Annotated in this window: 10 protein-coding genes, 1 tRNA gene and 1 rRNA gene; 1 reads left to right on the top strand and 11 read right to left on the bottom strand. The window is 69.8% G+C overall.

The genetic code is table 11. The features are described 5' to 3' along the window. Positions 1 to 276: 276 nt before the first annotated feature. The 9 genes from EAO76_RS33360 to EAO76_RS33320 form a co-directional block, all read right to left on the bottom strand. A complete protein-coding gene (locus EAO76_RS33360) occupies positions 277 to 468 on the bottom strand; it encodes a CsbD family protein (RefSeq protein ID WP_148839741.1) in 192 nt (63 codons plus the stop codon). A gap of 384 nt (positions 469 to 852) precedes the next feature. Next, positions 853 to 1236 carry a helix-turn-helix domain-containing protein gene (locus EAO76_RS33355; protein ID WP_018105285.1) on the bottom strand — a complete coding sequence of 128 codons (384 nt, stop codon included), beginning with the start codon at positions 1234 to 1236 and terminating at the stop codon, positions 853 to 855. 109 nt (positions 1237 to 1345) lie between these two features. After that, entirely contained in the window at positions 1346 to 1855 is a 510-nt protein-coding gene (locus tag EAO76_RS33350) for a CinA family protein (protein WP_148839739.1), read from the bottom strand. Then, positions 1852 to 2559, bottom strand: a complete 708-nt coding sequence (gene pgsA / locus EAO76_RS33345) for a CDP-diacylglycerol--glycerol-3-phosphate 3-phosphatidyltransferase (protein WP_148839737.1) — start codon at positions 2557 to 2559, stop codon at positions 1852 to 1854. Before pgsA ends, EAO76_RS33350 begins: the two co-directional genes overlap by 4 nt. Next, positions 2556 to 4025 carry a 30S ribosomal protein S12 methylthiotransferase RimO gene (rimO, locus tag EAO76_RS33340; RefSeq protein ID WP_148839735.1) on the bottom strand — a complete coding sequence of 490 codons (1470 nt, stop codon included), beginning with the start codon at positions 4023 to 4025 and terminating at the stop codon, positions 2556 to 2558. Before rimO ends, pgsA begins: the two co-directional genes overlap by 4 nt. A gap of 143 nt (positions 4026 to 4168) precedes the next feature. Beyond that, entirely contained in the window at positions 4169 to 4969 is an 801-nt protein-coding gene (locus EAO76_RS33335) for a helix-turn-helix domain-containing protein (protein WP_148839733.1), read from the bottom strand. Positions 4970 to 5175: 206 nt separating this feature from the next. Continuing rightward, complete coding sequence (locus tag EAO76_RS33330; RefSeq protein WP_148839731.1) at positions 5176 to 7971, bottom strand: DNA translocase FtsK; 2796 nt, start codon at positions 7969 to 7971, stop codon at positions 5176 to 5178. A gap of 306 nt (positions 7972 to 8277) precedes the next feature. Continuing rightward, positions 8278 to 8949, bottom strand: coding sequence for a two-component system response regulator (locus EAO76_RS33325; RefSeq protein ID WP_148839729.1), 672 nt, complete (start codon positions 8947 to 8949; stop codon positions 8278 to 8280). A gap of 244 nt (positions 8950 to 9193) precedes the next feature. Continuing rightward, entirely contained in the window at positions 9194 to 14623 is a 5430-nt protein-coding gene (locus EAO76_RS33320) for a HAMP domain-containing protein (RefSeq protein WP_148839728.1), read from the bottom strand. 413 nt (positions 14624 to 15036) lie between these two features. On the opposite strand from EAO76_RS33320, the gene EAO76_RS33315 reads away from it, so the two are divergent. Next, a complete protein-coding gene (locus EAO76_RS33315) occupies positions 15037 to 17670 on the top strand; it encodes a SpoIIE family protein phosphatase (protein ID WP_148839727.1) in 2634 nt (877 codons plus the stop codon). A 197-nt stretch (positions 17671 to 17867) separates the two neighbouring features. Here EAO76_RS33315 and EAO76_RS33310 read toward each other — a convergent pair. Together EAO76_RS33310 and rrf are read right to left on the bottom strand one after the other, a co-directional pair. Beyond that, positions 17868 to 17940, bottom strand: a tRNA-Thr gene (locus EAO76_RS33310). Between the two features lie 269 nt (positions 17941 to 18209). Beyond that, positions 18210 to 18326: ribosomal RNA gene (gene rrf, locus EAO76_RS33305) — 5S ribosomal RNA — on the bottom strand. Positions 18327 to 18449: the final 123 nt, after the last annotated feature.

The following is an 18449-nucleotide window of genomic DNA, read 5'->3' as shown; positions in this document are numbered from 1 at the left end:
CGGAGCGAACGCCTCCGCAGCGGCCCCGGACCCAGCCGGGCCCGTACGGCCCGCCACCGTCCCGTTCTCCGCAGTCTCACCCGACACAGCCCGCACCGCATCCGCTCCGGAACGGACCGCACCGCCTCCGCCGGACCGCACCACCCCACCCGGACCGAGCCGCCCCCGCCCGCGTCCCGCACAGAACAGCCCCGGCCACCCGTCCCGGGACCGCGCGGAACCTCCCCCGGCACCGCCGAGCCCCCACCGCGTCGGGTGGGGGCTCGGCGGGTTCGGTCAGCGCTTGTCGTCGCGGAGCGAGTCCTTCATGCCTTTCGCCCGCTTCTCGGCGTCGCTCATGGTGCTCTTGGCCTGACCCTTGGCCTGGTCCATCTTGCCCTCGGCTTCCTTGCGCCGGTCGCCGGTCATCTTGCCCATGGCTTCCTTGGCCTTGCCCTTGATCTTGTCCTTGGCGCCTTCGTCGACCATTGCGACTCCTTCGAGAGGTAGCGGCAGCGCTCCGCGCCGTTCCTGAGGGAGCGGGGCGCGGCGGGACGGGTGCAGGATCCTGCACCCGGACGGGGTGGAGCCGATGCAGATTCCTGCACGCGAGCGGACGGCACGGGCCGTCCCGGGCTCAGCGGGCTCCCTCGTCCCGAACATTCACCCACGAGTGAATGAGTGCCACAAATCGGTCACCGGGAAATCACCCCGTCCGCAGCCGGGAGAGAATCCGCCCCGCCGGTCGCCGACGCCGCCCACACCCCAGTGGGCACACGGAGAATGCCGGCAGGCGTACGGAGAACATGCGAAAGCCCCGGCCGTCCCTCCAGGGGACGACCGGGGCTTCGACACCAGGCCCGACCGGGTGGATCAGGCGGCGACGACATCCACCGCTTCCGCGGGCGCCTTGATGGTCACCCGACCCGTCGGCACACCTGCCACCGACGTCACGGAGACGGAATTGAGCATTGGCCGCACCGGTACGGGGACCGGATCACTGGCTGCTGCCGACTCGGCCAGTTCGGCCAGCGACAGTTCATCGCTCACTTCACGCATGAGCTCGGACATCCGTACATCAAGCGCGTCGCAAATGGCGGAGAGCAGTTCGGAGGATGCCTCCTTCTGCCCCCGCTCCACCTCGGAGAGATAGCCGAGCGAGACTCGGGCGGACGAGGAGACTTCGCGCAGAGTACGGCCTTGGCGCTGGCGCTGCCGACGCAGCACGTCACCAAGCAGGCGACGGAGCAGAATCATCGGTGGCTCCCTCCTCGGACCGCGTAGCCGCATCCTTCACGCCCCACCGTACCGCCTTGCGCCGCGGCCGTGCGGGGAGCGATGTCGTGTTCACTCAGGGCTGCAAACATCAATTCCCCCCGTTCTGTTCCGTATCCTGTGCCCTTGCATTCTTGCCGAGTTCGGCGGACAGCAATGCGAGCACGCTGCGCACGCTCTCTTTACGGATGTCCGCCCGCCCGCCGTTCAATCGCAGCGCGGCCGTTTTCTCCGCGCCGTCCGGCCCGGCCACCGCAACATAGACCGTGCCGACGGGCTTGCCGTCCTGCGGATCGGGGCCCGCGACCCCGGTGGTCGCCATCCCCCAGTCCGCCCCCAGAACACGGCGTACACCGACTGCCATCTGCCGTGCCACTTCCGGGTCGACCGCCCCGCGCTCCGCCAGCAGGGCGCCGTCGACGCCCAGCACGTCCCGCTTCAGGGGCGTCGCGTACGCCGTCACGGACCCGCGGAAGGAACGTGAGGCACCGGGCACGGACGTCAGCTCCGCCGCCACCAGACCGCCGGTGAGCGACTCGGCGACGGCAAGTGTCTCGCCCCGCCCCGTGAGCAGCTCCAGCACCCGGGCCGCGGCAGTCACCGCTCGGCCTCCGCCGAGTCACGGCCGCTCCGGGCCCCGGCGGCCCGCGCGGCTTCCGCCCGCTCGGCCGCGAGTCCCCGACGGCGCAGCACGACGGCCTGACGCACGTAGTCGAGTCCGGTGACGACCGTCAGCACGACGGCCACCGCCATCACCCAGAAGCGCAGGGTGGCGAGCGGACCGGTCAGCGCCAGAACATACATCCCGACGGCCGTTCCCTGCGCCAGGGTTTTCATCTTCCCACCGCGACTGGCCGGAATCACCGCATGCCGTATCACCCAGAAACGCATCAGCGTGATGCCGAGCTCGCGGAAGAGGATGACGCCCGTGACCCACCAGGGCAGGTCCCCGAGGTACGACAGACAGATCAGCGCCGCGCCCATGATCGCCTTGTCCGCGATCGGGTCGGCGATCTTCCCGAAGTCGGTGACCAGGTTGTACGTGCGTGCCAGATGGCCGTCGAACAGGTCGGTGATCATGGCGATGGCGAAGGCCGCCCAGGCGAAGGACCGCCAGACCGGGTCGTACCCGCCGTTGTGCAGCAGCAGCATGACGAAGCCGGGCACCAGTACCAGCCGCAGCATGGTGAGCAGATTGGCGATGTTCCACAGGCTGGCCTGATTCACGGCCGCCGCGCCCAGCTTGCCGCCGCGGACCGGCTTCGCGCCGGATCCGCCTGCCGCGGATGCCGGGGCTCCCGTCATCTGGCCGCCTCCACGAGTTCGGAACACTCGGCCACCAGGTCCACTCCTTCGGTGCCCACGACCTTTGCCTCGACCATAAGGCCGGGAACGAGGCCCTCGCGTGTGGTGAAGAGCACCTGCCCGTCCGTCTCGGGAGCCTGGTGCGCCGCGCGCCCCACCGCTCCGTCCTCGTCGTCCACGGACTCGACCAGCACGTGGAGCGACTCCCCGAGGCGCTCCTCGGCGCGCTGCGAGGTCAGCTCCTCGGCCAGCTGCGAGATGTGCGCGAGCCGCTCCGCGATGACGTCGGCGTCCAGCTTGTTGTCGTAGCCGACCGCCTCGGTGCCCTCCTCGTCGGAGTAGCCGAAGACGCCGATGGCGTCGAGCCTGGCGCCGGTGAGGAAGCGTTCCAGCTCCGCGAGGTCGGCCTCGGTCTCGCCGGGGAAGCCCACGATGAAGTTGGAGCGGGCACCGGCCTGGGGGGCCTTGCTCCGGATGGTGTCCAGGAGCTCCAGGAACCGGTCGGTGTCCCCGAAGCGCCGCATCGCCCGCAGCACGCCGGGCGCCGAGTGCTGGAACGACAGGTCGAAGTAGGGGGCGACCTTGGGCGTCGAGGTCAGTACGTCGATGAGGCCGGGCCGCATCTCGGCCGGCTGCAGGTAGCTGACCCGGATCCGCTCGATGCCCTCGACGTCGGCGAGCTCCGGCAGCAGCGTCTCCAGCAGCCGGATGTCGCCGAGGTCCTTGCCGTAGGAGGTGTTGTTCTCGGAGACCAGCATCACCTCCTTGACACCCTGCTCGGCCAGCCAGCGGGTCTCCTGGAGCACGTCCGAGGGGCGCCGCGAGATGAAGGATCCGCGGAAGGACGGAATCGCGCAGAAGGAGCAGCGGCGGTCGCAGCCGGACGCGAGCTTCACGGAGGCGACGGGGCTGGTGCCCAGCCGTCGGCGCAGGGGCGCCCGGGGGCCGGAGACCGGGGCCACGCCCTCGGGGAGGTCCTCGGGGGCCGGGGCGGCCTCCTGGGCGTGCCCCGGCAGCGCCACGGCCGCGTCCTGCCGCTCGGCCGGGCTGATCGGCAGCAGCTTGCGGCGGTCGCGCGGGGTGTGCGAGGCGTGGACGCCGCCGCTGAGGATGGTCTGGAGGCGGTCCGAGATGTCGGCGTAGTCGTCGAAGCCGAGCACTCCGTCCGCTTCGGGCAGGGCCTCGGCGAGGTCCTTGCCGTAGCGCTCGGCCATGCAGCCGACGGCGACCACGGCCTGGGTTCTGCCGTGATCCTTCAGATCGTTCGCTTCGAGCAGGGCATCGACGGAGTCCTTCTTGGCGGCTTCGACGAATCCACACGTGTTGACGACGGCGACATCGGCGTCGGAGGCGTCCTGGACGAGCTCCCAGCCGTCCGCTGCCAAGCGGCCTGCAAGCTCCTCCGAGTCCACCTCGTTACGGGCGCAGCCAAGGGTGACAAGGGCGACGGTACGGCGTTCGGGCATGGACTCAAGACTACTTTGTCCCGGCACTGGCCCTGCCGCGCAGGGTTGCGTCGCCGCTCCGGGTGACGAAAGCGGCGGGCACCCGGCCATCGGCCGGGTGCCCGCCGGGTACGGACGGCGCCCGAAATGCGGTCGTGTACGCGTCAGCCGACCGCGGGGTCGCCCTTCGTGTACGAGAGCCGTTCGACCTGGCCGGGCTGGAACTCGTCCTCGACCTTCTTGCCGTTCACGAAGAGCTCGATCGAACCGGCGTTCCCGAGAACGAGGTCGACGCGCTCCTGGTCCTGGAAGGTCTTGGACTGGCCCTGGAGCAGCAGACCGTCGAAGAGGAGCCGGCCGTTGTGGTCCTTGGCCGAGATCCAGCTCTTGCCCTGGTTGGCGCTGAGCCGCACGGTCACCTTGTCCCTGGGGGCCGCGGCGATGGCGCTGTCGGACGGTTCCGGCTTGGGATCGACGGGCTTGCCGGTCTTCGGGGCGGGGGTCTTCTTGTCGGGCGTCGAGCCCTCGGTGACCTGGGTGGCCGAGGTGTCGTCGTCGCCGCCCTTGAAGGCGGTGAAACCGACGAAACCGACGACGGCGACGATCGCCGCGACCATGGCCGCCGTCCAGTTGGGCCGACGGGGTTCGGAACGGATGCGTTCGGCTTCGAACAGCGGTGCCGCGGGCGTGGGCGCGGGACGGCCGCCGTGCTCGGCGTCGTACTGCGAAACCAGCGGTTCCGGATCGATCCGGACGGCACGGGCCAACGTACGGATATGGCCGCGGGCGTACACGTCGCCGCCGCAGCGGGAGAAGTCGTCCGCTTCGATCGCGTGCACGATGGGGATGCGCACCCGGGTGGACGAACTGATCTCTTCGACCGTGAGACCTGCGGCGATGCGAGCCTGCTGAAGCACTCGACCGATCGAAGGCCGGTCGTCTTCGGGGGAGTTGCCGATGGACACGGGGGCGCCTTTCGAGCGTGAGCCACCTGCTGGGTGTTCAGTCTAGGGGGGGTACGAAAGAGTGGGGCAACCGGGAGGAAGGACTTTGTCCTCCATCGGAATCGAACATCGCCCCGAATCTGCCGGACCACCCTGGGAAGGACAATTCTGCCGCCCTTCCCCTCAAGTTGACGTACGACCCGGCGAAACGGTTGCCCGTACTACCACTACTGGGCGGATTCCCCGCGGATCAGCGCCAACACCCCGTCCAGCTCGTCCGGTTTCACCATGACGTCGCGGGCCTTGGATCCCTCGCTCGGTCCGACGATGTTCCGCGACTCCATCAGGTCCATCAGCCGGCCGGCCTTGGCGAAGCCGACCCGCAGCTTGCGCTGGAGCATCGAGGTGGAGCCGAACTGGGTGGAGACGACCAGTTCGGCGGCCTGGCAGAGCAGGTCGAGGTCGTCGCCGATGTCCTCGTCGATCTCCTTCTTCTGCTTCGTGCCCACCACGACGTCGTCGCGGAAGACCGGGGCCATCTGGTCCTTGCAGTGCTGGACGATGGCCGCGACCTCGTCCTCGGTGACGAAGGCGCCCTGCATGCGGGTGGGCTTGTTCGCCCCCATGGGCAGGAACAGGCCGTCGCCCTTGCCGATGAGCTTCTCCGCACCGGGCTGGTCCAGGATGACCCGGCTGTCGGCCAGCGAGGAGGTGGCGAAGGCGAGCCGGGAGGGCACGTTCGCCTTGATCAGGCCGGTGACGACATCGACCGACGGCCGCTGGGTCGCCAGCACCAGGTGGATGCCGGCGGCGCGGGCCAGCTGGGTGATGCGGACGATGGCGTCCTCCACGTCGCGCGGCGCGACCATCATCAGGTCGGCGAGCTCGTCGACGATCACCAGCAGGTACGGGTAGGGCGAGAGCTCGCGCTCGCTGCCCTCCGGCTGCTTGACCTTGCCGTCGCGGACGGCCTGGTTGAAGTCGTCGATGTGCCGGTACCCGAACGCGGCGAGGTCGTCGTAGCGCAGGTCCATCTCCCGCACGACCCACTGGAGCGCCTCGGCGGCGCGCTTCGGGTTGGTGATGATCGGCGTGATCAGGTGCGGGATGCCCTCGTACGCGGTCAGCTCGACGCGCTTGGGGTCGACCAGGACCATGCGGACGTCGTCCGGGGTCGCCCGCACCATGATCGAGGTGATCAGGCAGTTGATGCAGGACGACTTGCCGGAACCGGTCGCACCGGCCACCAGCACGTGCGGCATCTTCGCCAGGTTGGCCATCACGTAGCCGCCCTCGACGTCCTTGCCGAGCGCGACGAGCATCGGGTGGTCGTCCTCGGCGGCGTCCGCCAGGCGCAGCACGTCGCCGAGGTTGACCATCTCCCGGTCGGTGTTGGGGATCTCGATGCCGACCGCGGACTTGCCCGGGATCGGGGAGATGATCCGGACGTCGGGGCTGGCGACCGCGTACGCGATGTTCTTGGCGAGCGCGGTGATCCGCTCGACCTTCACCGCGGGGCCGAGCTCCACCTCGTACCGGGTGACCGTCGGGCCACGGGTGAAGCCGGTGACGGCGGCGTCGACCTTGAACTCGGTGAAGACGTTCGTCAGCGCGGCGACGATGGCGTCGTTGGCGGCGCTGCGGGTCTTGCCGGGGCCGCCGCGTTCCAGCAGGTCGAGCGAGGGCAGCGAGTAGGTGATGTCGCCGGAGAGCTGGAGCTGCTCGGCGCGGGCCGGCAGCGGCTGGGACTGCGAGTCGGGGACGGACTTCGTCAGGTCGGGCACGCCGCCCGGGGGCGTCGGCCGCTTCTCCTGCTTCCCCCCTCCGAAGGAGGGTTCGCCCTCCCTGGCACCGGGCACCGGTGTGCCCTGGCGTTCACGCTCGACGGTGACGCCCTGCGTGAGATCGGCGACGAGCGGCGAGGGCGGCATTCCGTTGAGCACGGCCCCGTCGAGCGCGGCGGCCGCCGCGGCGGCCACGTCCACCGCGTCCATGGTGCGGTTCGTCGCGGGCTGGGCGACGTCCTTGCGCGGCTTGCGGCGCTTGGAGAGCGCCTCGGCCTCGGCCTGGTCGGGGTCGTACTCGGCGGGCGCCTCGGAGCGACGTGCCGCGGAGCGGCGGGAGCGGGCGGGCAGCGCCTCGCGCCACTGCTCGTCGTAGCGCTCGTCGTCGTTCTCCTCGTCCTCCTCGGGGTCGGGCACGGGGTGGATGAGGCCCAGCCTGGTGCCGAGCAGCCGGAGGCGCTGCGGGATGGCGTTCACCGGGGTGGCGGTGACGACCAGCAGTCCGAAGACGGTGAGCAGGAACAGCAGGGGGACGGCGAGGACCTCGCCCATCGTGTGGGTCAGTGGTTTGGAGGCCGCCCAGCCGATGAGCCCGCCGGCGTCCTGCATCGCGGTGGTGCCGTCCCCCCGGCCGGGCGCGCCGCACGCGATGTGCACCTGCCCGAGCACTCCGACGACCAGGGCGGACAGCCCGATGACGATGCGGCCGTTGGCCTCGGGTTTCTGCGGGTAGAGGATCAGCCGTACGGCGATGGCGCCGAGCAGTATCGGCACGAGCAGGTCGAGCCTGCCGAAGGCGCCGGTGACCAGCATCTCGACGAGGTCGCCGACGGGTCCGCGCAGGTTCGACCAGGTGCCCGCGGCGACGATGAGGGCGAGACCGAGCAGCAGCAGCGCGACGCCGTCCTTGCGGTGCGCGGGATCGAGCCCCTTGGCTCCGCGTCCTATGCCGCGGAGCATCGCTCCGACGGTGTGGGCCGCGCCGAGCCAGACGGCGCGCGCCACGCGGTACACACCGGCGGTGGGCGACGGCGCGGGTTTGGGCGCGGCTGCTTTCTTGGCCACCGCCTTCTTGGCGGGTGCCTTCTTCGCGGGCGCGGTCTTCTTCGCGGCGGGCTTCTTCGCGGGCGCGGCTTTCTTCGCCGGGGCGGCTTTCCTGGCCGGTCCCGGGGTACGGCCGGCGCGCTTCGCGGTGCCCGCCGTGCCCTGGGAACCCTTGCCGGACGTACGTGAGGCCATGGTGCCGAGGTTACCTGTGTCGACAGCCGTGAACACGTGTGCCTGCCGCTTCACCCGTCCGTGTCGTTGTACGGAGGACGCGAACTGACGCGGCCTCACTGCCGGAGGCTCGGATTCCGAATTTTTCCGCGCGAGGGACCGGCCGAGCAGGAAGGCGAGTTGGGCCGGAGTCCCGGCAACCGCCCTCCCCCGGCCGGAAGTAGTGCCGCACGGGCGCCTCACGTCCCCGTACGGTCGACGACCGGGCCGTACGGCGCGCTCGGCCCGCTCGCCGACGATCACGACCGCTGCCCCGCGCGTACGGCGTCAGGAGGGAAGGGGACTGCCGCTTCCCGTACCGGGCTCCAGGGCGTCGAGCGCCCGGCGCAGCCCGGTCAGCTTGCGCTCCAGATGGGCCGCGGTGGCCACCGCCGCGGCATCCGCGGACTCGTCGTCCAGCTGCTTGGAGAGCGCCTCGGCCTGCTCCTCGACGGCCGCGAGCCGCGCCGAGAGCTCGGCCAGCAGCCCTGCGGGCTCCCTGTCCTGGTCGTCCGCGCCGGTGTCGCCCTCCAGCTGGAGCCGCAGCAGCGCCGCCTGTTCGCGCAGCTTGCAGTTCTTCGTGTACAGCTCGACGAAGACCGAGACCTTGGCCCGCAGCACCCACGGGTCGAACGGCTTCGAGATGTAGTCCACCGCGCCCGCCGCATAACCCCGGAAGGTGTGGTGCGGACCGTGGTTGATCGCGGTGAGAAAGATGATCGGGATGTCCCGGGTCCGTTCCCGCCGCTTGATGTGCGCGGCGGTCTCGAAACCGTCCATGCCCGGCATCTGGACGTCCAGCAGAATGACCGCGAAGTCGTCCGTGAGCAGCGCTTTGAGCGCTTCCTCCCCTGACGATGCCCGTACCAGTGTCTGATCGAGCGCAGAGAGGATGGCCTCCAGCGCCAGCAGATTCTCCGGCCGGTCATCGACCAGGAGGATCTTGGCCTTCTGCACCATGGCCCGTCCTCCTCGCCCCGGAATCGCACCGGGCGCCGCCCCAGGGGACGACTCCCTTGCGCCGTCCGTCCTTGTGCCGGTCATGGTAGCCGCACCCCGACCGTCGCCACACCCTGTCACCGCGATGTCACTGTGCACGCAGAAGAAACGCGGCGGGAGACCAGAAGGTTCCCCGTATGCCGCGTCCTCACACCCCTACGAGCACAACCGATCAGCAACTCATCACATTTCTCGCCACTAACGATCACTCTCCTCGCATCCACTGCTCCATGACGGAAAGAAGGTGATCAGGATCAACAGGCTTGGTGACGTAGTCGGAAGCACCGGATTCGATCGCCTTCTCCCGGTCCCCCTTCATCGCCTTCGCGGTCAGCGCGACGATCGGCAGCCCGGCGAACTGCGGCATCCGGCGGATCGCGGCCGTCGTGGCGTAGCCGTCCATCTCCGGCATCATGATGTCCATCAGCACGACCGTCACATCGTCGTGCTGCTCCAGGACTTCGATGCCCACCCGGCCGTTCTCCGCGTAGAGCACCGTGAGGCCGTGCTGCTCCAGCACGCTGGTGAGCGCGAAGACGTTGCGGATGTCGTCGTCGACGATCAGCACCTTCTCGCCGCGGAACCGGAACGTCCTGCGGACCTCCGGCTCCTCCTGCCCGGCGAGCGCCCACGGCTCCGGCTCGACCGCCGGCGCGGCGGTCCGCGGCGGCAGGACCGGGCGGCGCTCCACGGCGCCCGCGCTCCTGCGGCGGTACGGCGCCACCCCGGCCGCGCCGGACGGCTCCGGCGCGGTGGTCGTCCGGTCCGGCCCGGAGCCGATCTCCGGGAGCCCTCCCTGCGCGGCCTCCGCACCGGACTCCCCGGCCTCTCCGGGGCCGATCTGCGGGTATCCCTGCGGCGGCAGCTCGCCCGGGTGCAGCGGCAGGTAGAGCGTGAACGTCGAACCGCGGCCCGGTTCGCTCGCCGCGTGGATCTCACCGCCCAGCAGCCGGGCGATCTCCCGGCTGATGGACAGCCCGAGCCCCGTACCGCCGTACTTGCGGCTGGTCGTGCCGTCCGCCTGCTTGAACGCCTCGAAGATCACCAGCATCTTGCTGGAGGCGATCCCGATGCCCGTGTCGGTGACCGAGAAGGCGATCAGCCCGGCGTCCGCCTCGGTCAACGAGCCGGCTTCCAGGAGCTGTTCCCGGATCGCGTTCGGAACGTCCTTGTCGGCGCGCCGGATGACCAGCTCGACCGCCCCGCTGTCGGTGAACTTCACCGCGTTGGACAGCAGGTTGCGCAGCACCTGCAACAGCCGCTGCTCGTCCGTGTTCAGCGTCGCGGGGAGCTCCGGCGAGACCCGTACGGAGAAGTCGAGCCCCTTCTCCGCGGTGAGCGGCCGGAAGGTCGCCTCCACGTAGTCGACCAGCTGGACCAGCGCGATCCGGGTCGGACTGACGTCCATCTTGCCCGCCTCGACCTTCGTCAGGTCGAGGATGTCGTTGATCAGCTGGAGCAGGTCGGAACCGGCCCCGTGGATCGTCTCGGCGAACTCCACCTGCTTCGGGGAGAGGTTCCCCTCGGCGTTGTCCGCGAGCAGTTTGGCCAGGATGAGCAGCGAGTTGAGCGGCGTGCGCAGTTCGTGCGACATGTTCGCCAGGAACTCGGACTTGTAGCGCATCGAGACGGCGAGCTGCTCGGCGCGCTCCTCCAGGACCTGCCGGGCCTCTTCGATCTCGGTGTTCTTGACCTCGATGTCGCGGTTCTGCCGGGCCAGCAGCTCCGCCTTCTCCTCCAGCTCGGCGTTGGACTCCTGGAGCGCCTTCTGCCGGTTCTCCAGCTCCTTCGACCGGTCCCGGAGCTGCTCGGCCAGCTTCTGCGACTGTTCGAGGAGCTTCTCGGTCTTCGTGTTGACGCTGATGGTGTTGACGCTCGTCGCGATCATCTCGGCGAGCTGGTTGAGGAAGTCCCGCTGGATGTGGGTGAACGGCTGGAACGACGCCAGCTCGATCACGCCGAGGACCTTCCCCTCGAAGAGCACCGGAAGCACGATCACATGCGCGGGCGGCGCCTCGCCGAGGCCGGAGGAGATCTTCAGGTACCCCGGCGGGACGTTGTCCACCTGGATGGTCCGCTTCTCCTCCGCGGCCGTGCCGATGAGCGTCTCGCCGGGCCGGAAGGACGTCGGCATCGAGCCCGCCGAGTACCCGTAACTGCCCCTCATCCGGAGCTCGTACGCGTTGTCCTCGTCACTGTCGACGCCCACCGCTTCGGTGTCGCCGGTGGGCATCGCCAGGAAGAACGCGCCGTGCTGCGCGGAGACGACCGGGGTCAGCTCGCTCATGATCAGCGAGGCCACGTCGTCGAGGTCGCGGCGCCCCTGCATCAGGCCGGAGATCCGGGCCAGGTTGCCCTTGAGCCAGTCCTGTTCCTTGTTGGTCGCCGTGGTGTCGCGCAGGTTGGCGATCATCGTGTTGATGTTGTCCTGCAGGGCCTGGATCTCGCCCGCCGAGTCCACGTCGATCTTCAGGTTGAGATCGCCCCGGGTCACCGCCGTGGCGACGGCCGCGATGGCCCGCACCTGACGGGTGAGGTTGCCGGCCATCTCGTTCACCGACTCGGTCAGGTCGCGCCAGGTGCCGTCGACGTCCCTGACCCGGGCCTGGCCGCCCAACTGCCCCTCCGTGCCCACCTCGCGGGCCACCCGGGTCACCTGCTCGGCGAACGAGGACAGCTGGTCGACCATCGTGTTGATGGTGTTCTTCAGTTCCAGGATCTCGCCGCGCGCGTCGATGTCGATCTTCTTGGTGAGGTCGCCCTTGGCGATCGCCGTGGTGACCGCGGCGATCTGGCGCACCTGACCGGTCAGGTTGGACGCCATCGAGTTCACCGACTCGGTGAGGTCCTTCCACGTGCCGAAGACTCCCGACACCTGCGCCTGGCCGCCCAGCTCGCCCTCGGTGCCCACCTCGCGGGCGACCCGGGTCACCTCGTCGGCGAACGAGGACAGCGTCTTCACCATCGTGTTGACGGTCTCGGCCAGCTCGGCGACCTCGCCGCGCGCCTCGACGGTGACCTTCTTCGTCAGGTCGCCGTTGGCGACGGCGGACGAGACCCGGGAGATGTTGCGCACCTGACTGGTCAGGTTGTTCGCCATCAGGTTGACGTTGTCGCTGAGGTCCTTCCAGATGCCGGTCGCGCCGCGCACCCGGGCCTGCCCGCCGAGGATGCCCTCGGTGCCCACCTCACGGGCCACCCTGGTCACCTCGTCGGCGAAGTTCAGCAGCTGGTCGACCATCGTGTTGACGGTCGTGACCAGTTCGAGGATCTCGCCCTTGGCGTCGACGGTGATCTTCTTGGAGAGGTCGCCGTTGGCGACCGCGGTGGTGACCTCGGCGATGTTGCGGACCTGAAGGGTCAGGTTGTTCGCCATGCCGTTGACGGACTGGGTGAGGTCCTTCCACGTACCGGACACGCCCTGCACCTCGGCCTGGCCGCCGAGGATGCCCTCGGTGCCCACCTCACGGGCCACCCTGGTGACCTGCTCGGCGAAGTTCGAGAGCTGGTCCACCATCGTGTTGAGGACGTTCTTGAGCTCCAGGATCTCGCCCCGGGCGTCCACGTCGATCTTCTGCGACAGGTCGCCCCGCGCCACCGCCGTGGCGACCTGCGCGATGTTGCGGACCTGGGCGGTGAGGTTGCCGGCCATGCCGTTCACGGAGTCGGTCAGATCGCGCCACACGCCGGCCACGCCGGGCACCTGCGCCTGACCGCCGAGCCGCCCGTCGGTGCCCACCTCGCGGGCCACCCGGGTCACCTGCTCGGCGAAGGCGGACAGCTGGTCGACCATCGTGTTGATGGTGTTCTTGAGCTCCAGGATCTCGCCGCGCGCGTCCACGTCGATCTTCTGCGACAGGTCGCCCTGCGCCACCGCCGTGGTCACCTGGGCGATCTGGCGCACCTGGGAGGTCAGGTTCCCCGCCATGAAGTTGACGGAGTCGGTGAGGTCCTTCCACGTGCCGGAGACGCCGTCCACCTCGGCCTGACCGCCGAGGCGCCCCTCCGTGCCCACGTCGCGCGCCATCCGCGTCACCTGGTCGGCGAACGAGGAGAGCTGCGCCACCATCGTGTTGACGGTGTTCTTCAGCTCCAGCATCTCGCCCGCGACATCGACGGTGACCTTCCGCGTCAGGTCGCCGTTGGCCACTGCGGTCGTCACCTGCGCGATGTCGCGCACCTGCCCGGTGAGGTTGCGGAATGCCGCGTTCACCGAGTCGGTGAGGTCCTTCCACGTCCCCGCCGCGCCCGGCACCTCCGCCTGGCCCCCGAGCCGCCCCTCGATGCCGACCTCACGGGCCACCCGGGTCACTTGCGAACCGAAGGCCTGGAGCTGGTCGACCATCGTGTTGACGGTGTTCTTCAGCCGGAGCATCTCACCGGCCACGTCCACGGTGACCTTCCGCGACAGGTCGCCGTTGGCCACCGCCGTGGTCACCTGCGCGATGTCGCGCACCTGGGTCGTCAGGTTCCGGAAGACCGTGTTCACCGAGTCGGTGAGGTCCTTCCAGGTGCCCGCCGCGCCCGGCACCTTCGCCTGGCCCCCGAGCAGGCCCTCGCCGCCGACCTCGCTGGCCACCCGGGTCACCTCGTCGGCGAAGATCCGCAGCGTGTCGGTCATCTGGTTGATGGTCTCGGCCAGCTGCGCGACCTCGCCGCGGGCGCTCACCGTGACCTTCTGGGTCAGGTCGCCGTTGGCCACGGCCGTGGTGACCTCGGCGATCCCGCGCACCTGGGAGGTGAGGTTCCCGGCCATCGTGTTGACGGAGTCGGTGAGGTCCTTCCACACCCCGGCCACCCCGGGCACGGTCGCCTGCCCGCCCAGCTCGCCCTCCGTGCCCACCTCACGGGCGACCCTCGTCACCTCGGAGGAGAACGAGGACAGCTGGTCGACCATCGTGTTGACGGTGTTCTTCAGCTGGAGCATCTCACCGGCCACATGGACGGTGACCTTCCGCGACAGATCGCCCTTGGCGACCGCCGTCGTCACGAGGGCGATGTCCCGCACCTGCGCGGTCAGCCGGTACGCCATGGTGTTCACGGAGTCCGTGAGGTCCTTCCACGACCCGGACATCCCGCGCACCTGGGCCTGCCCGCCCAGCTTGCCCTCGGTGCCGACCTCGACCGCGACCCGCGTCACCTGCTCGGTGAACGCCGACAGCTGATCGACCAGGCTGTTGACCGTACGGGCGACCTTGAGGAACTCGCCCCGCAGCGGCCGCACCGTCTCGTCGGCCGTGTGCGACCGCAGTTCCATCCGCTGCTCGAGATCACCGTCGGCCACCGCCGACAGCACCCGCCCGACCTCCGAGACCGGGCGGGCCAGATCGTCGACCAGGGCGTTGGAGGCGTCGATCGCGGCGGCCCAGGAGCCCTCGCAGGCGCCGGTCTCCAGCCGCTCGGTGAGCTTCCCCTCGCGCCCCACCACCCGCCGCACTCGGGCCAGCTCGTTGGTGAGGTGGAGATTGCGGTCGGCGACCTCGTTGAAGACCGCCGCGATCTCCGCCATCGGACCGTCGCCCGAGACGGTCAGACGCCTGCGGAAATTGCCGTCGCGCATCGCCACCAGGCCCGCCAACAGCCTGTTGAGCGCCGCCGCGTCGACGTCGATGGTTCCATTGCGCTGCTTCTTCACGGACTGTCCGCCTTTTGTGCGCGTGCTCGTTCCCCGCGCCGCCACGCCAGACTCCACCGTGTCCCTCCCGCAGGGGTTGACCGTATAGCTCGGGTCTTGTCTGGGAACTTGCCCAGTTCTTCTTCGGCTCATCGCCACTGCCCACCGTCGACGGGTGACCATGCGGACGTCAAATCGTTGAAACGTACCAGGCGCGATACGGGTGGGGGGCAACCTCCGGGGGCTGTCCCCCGTCCCTCTGGCCAAAAGCCCACACTTGCTCGGTCACCTGTCCGTTCCTGCCCGGTCCTGCCCGAAGTCGGCCCTCGTGTACCCGGCACCGGGGCCGAGCGTCTAGCCTGGCAGGCGAATCGAAGCGGCGAGAAACGGGCACAGGACTCGGGGAAGCGACGAGACACCATATGGGGAGTGCTGTGATCACCGCGCGTGCGGCCGCCACCTTCGACCCGGTCGGGCGCTCCGTCGCGACCGCCCGTGCCTTCGTCCGGGACACCCTCCAGGGGTGGGGCTACGCGGATGTCGTCGACGACGCGGTCGTCCTCACCAGCGAGCTGGTGACCAACGCCGTGATCCACGCGGGCACCGCCGCGGACGTGCTGTGCCTGCGTACCGAGGACGGCGTCCGGATCGAGGTCTCCGACCACTATCCGGAACGCGAGATCCCGCTCCAGAGCACGGGACCCGACTTCGCCGGCCCGGACCGGGAGAACGGCCGCGGTCTGCTGCTCTGCGCGGCGCTCGCCACCCGGTGGGGCGTGGAGTACTCGCCCGCCCGCAAGCACGTCTGGTTCCAGCTCGACCTTCCCGAACGCCCGGTGGGCATCCGCTCCGCCGGTCCGCTGCTCCCCGTGGGCCTGCTCCCGGTGGCCGACGAGCGCGTCCGGGTCGCCGTCATCCAGATCGACAGCTCCGGCTCCATCGCGGCATGGAACGAGGACGCCACGTTCCTCTTCGGCCACGCCGCGGACCAGGTCACCGGGAAGCAGCTCACCGACTTCACGGCCTGGCCCCAGACGCCCGGCACCAACACGGGCATCGTCGACGCCCTCCAGCTCTCGCGCTGGGAGGGCAGCTACGGGATCCGGGGCGCCGACGGACGCGTCGTCCCCGTCTACGCCTCGCACCTGCGGGTCCGTGACACCCACGGCGAGCCCTCCACCGTCTGTCTCCTCGTCCGCGACTACGAGCGCGCCGTGCTCCAGTCCCCGGCCCGCACACCGGTGTCCGACGTGAACGTCGAGAGCGGCAAGACCGACCCGTTCGAGATCTTCATCGGCTCCCCCGCCCCGGACGACCTCGACGGCCTGCTCCAGCGCACGGTCGAGCGGGCGCGCGACATGCTGGACGCCGATTCGGCCTTCCTGCTGCTGGCCACGGACGACGAGACGGAGCTGGAGGTACGGGCCACCACGGGCCTGCCCTCGGCCCGCCAGCGTTTCGCCCGGGTGCCGGTGGAGGCCGGAACGGGCCGGTACGGCTCCGCCCGGATGCCCGCCGTCCACGAGGACCTCGACAACGTCCCGGGCGCGGTCCCTCTGCTCAACGGCACCGGGATGCGTTCCGTCGTCACCGTGCCGCTGAAGGTCGAGGGCCGGCTCACGGGCTCCCTGGGGGTCGCCGCCGAGGCCGCCGGGCGTTACTCGAACGAGGAGGCGCTGCGCCTCCAGTTCGCCGCCGACCGCATCGCGCTGGCCGTCGAGTCGGCCCGCCTGGGCGAGTTGGAACGCCTGCGCCGCGGTTCCCTGTCCTTCCTCGTCGAGGCGTCCGATCTGCTCGCCGGCACCCTCGACCGGGACCAGACCCTGGCGCTGATGGCCCAGATGACGGTCCCCACGCTGGCCACCTGGTGCGCCGTCTACACGATCGCCGACCAGGCGTCGGAGCCCTACCTCTCCTATGTGCTGCACGAGGACGAGGAGCGCATCGACGGCCTCAAGGCCCTGCTCTCCAGGATCGCTCCCCCGGACCCCGTGCCGACTCCCGGCGCCCGCGTCTGGACGGCCCCCTCCGAGGCCGCCCACCAGGCCGCCATGCGGACTTCGATGCGCACGCTCGGGCTCGGTGAGACCGGCAGGCTCGGCGAGCCGGGCAGCCTCGGCTCCGGCATCCGCATGACGCTCGCCACCGCGGCCGCGGTGGGTGGGGAGACGGTGGTCCTGCCGCTCGTCGCCCGCAACCGTGTCATCGGCATGCTCACGCTCGGAAAGCCCTCCGACGACCACTTCCGCCAGGAGATCCTGGAACTGGCCGAGGACCTGTCCCGGCGGGCCGCCCTCGCCCTCGACAACGCCCGCCTGTACTCGGAGCGCATGGCGATCAGCCAGTCCCTGCAGCGCAGCCTGCTGCCGCCGGGGCTGCCCGAGGTCCCCAACGTCGAGATCGAGGTCATCTACCGCGCGGCGGGCGAGGGCAACGAGGTCGGCGGCGACTTCTACGACGTCTTCCCGATCCGTGACGGCGCCTACGGCTTCGCCATCGGCGACGTCTGCGGCACCGGTCCGGAGGCCGCTGCCGTGACGGGCCTCGCCCGCCATGCCCTGCGCCTCCTGGCCCGCGAGGGCTTCGGCGGCCCCGCCGTCCTGGAGCGGCTGAACGCCGCCATCCTGGACGAGGGTTCCCGCAGCCGCTTCCTCACCCTTCTGTACGGCGAGTTGTGGCCCCAGGAGGACGGCAGCGCCCTCCTGAAGGTGGTCTGCGCGGGGCACCCGCTGCCGCTGCGCCTGCGCCAGGACGGCTCGGTCGAGTCGGCCGCCGAGCCGCAGCCCCTGCTGGGCGTCATCGAGGATCTCGAACTGTACGAGCAGACGGTCACCCTCGCCCCGGGCGATGTCCTGCTGTGTGTGACGGACGGCGTCACGGAACGCCGTGAGGGCTCCCGCATGCTGGGCGACGACGGCCTGGCGGACGTCCTGGCCACGTGCACCGGTCTGACGGCGGGTGCGGTGGCGGCACGCATCCTGCGGGCCGTGGAGCGCTTCGCCGCCGAGCCGGCCTCGGACGACATGGCCATCCTCGCCATGCGCGTCCCCGAACCGCCCACCACCTGACCCCTTTCGAGGCAGCCCGGCAGCTGAGTGGAACACGCCCCGGACGGCGACCGCCTGACGGTCGCCGTCGCCGACCGTACGCACGGCACCGGGCCGGCCTCCGACGAGGACTGGCCGGTCCTGCTGGGGCTTTCCCTCAATGAGCCATTCAACGCGAAAGGCCCCCGCCTAATGGCGGGGGCCTTTCGTTTTGCCAGAGCCCCAATGCGGAATCGAACCGCAGACCTTCTCCTTACCATGGAGACGCTCTACCGACTGAGCTATTGGGGCCTGCTGCGCTGTGCAACGAGATAAAGCATACCCTGAACTCGGGGATGCTCAAAACCACTGATCACAGTCGCCCCTGACGGGCTCTCAACGGGTGTCGACACGGCCCCGCGCCGCCCCTGTACGGCACAAGCCGCGGGCCGGGCAGCACGGCGGCCGGCTCCGAACAGGGGCCCGAGCACACGGGTGGTGACACGAGGTCAGCCCTGGATCTGGGTGGTGAACGCAGAAGAGCCCCGCACCATGAGGTGCGGGGCTCTCCCGGAATGATCGTTCGGCGGCGTCCTACTCTCCCACAGGGTCCCCCCTGCAGTACCATCGGCGCTGAAAGGCTTAGCTTCCGGGTTCGGAATGTAACCGGGCGTTTCCCTAACGCAATGACCACCGAAACACTATGAAATTCTGAACAACCGGTGACAACACAGCCGTTCGTTATTTCAGAACAAACACAGTGGACGCGAGCAACTGAGGACAAGCCCTCGGCCTATTAGTACCAGTCAGCTCCACCCGTT

The organism is Streptomyces sp. sk2.1, from assembly GCF_008120935.1.
Taxonomy (GTDB): Bacteria; Actinomycetota; Actinomycetes; order Streptomycetales; family Streptomycetaceae; genus Streptomyces.
This window is presented reverse-complemented; position numbering and strand designations above follow the sequence as displayed.

What these genes read in the sequence shown, in the direction of transcription:
- EAO76_RS33360 (WP_148839741.1), bottom strand. Translation starts at nt 468, where the DNA reads ATGGTCGACGAAGGCGCCAAGGACAAGATCAAGGGCAAGGCCAAGGAA.
- EAO76_RS33355 (WP_018105285.1), bottom strand. Translation starts at nt 1,236, where the DNA reads ATGATTCTGCTCCGTCGCCTGCTTGGTGACGTGCTGCGTCGGCAGCGC.
- pgsA (WP_148839737.1), bottom strand. Translation starts at nt 2,559, where the DNA reads ATGACGGGAGCCCCGGCATCCGCGGCAGGCGGATCCGGCGCGAAGCCG.
- rimO (WP_148839735.1), bottom strand. Translation starts at nt 4,025, where the DNA reads ATGCCCGAACGCCGTACCGTCGCCCTTGTCACCCTTGGCTGCGCCCGT.
- EAO76_RS33330 (WP_148839731.1), bottom strand. Translation starts at nt 7,971, where the DNA reads ATGGCCTCACGTACGTCCGGCAAGGGTTCCCAGGGCACGGCGGGCACC.
- EAO76_RS33325 (WP_148839729.1), bottom strand. Translation starts at nt 8,949, where the DNA reads ATGGTGCAGAAGGCCAAGATCCTCCTGGTCGATGACCGGCCGGAGAAT.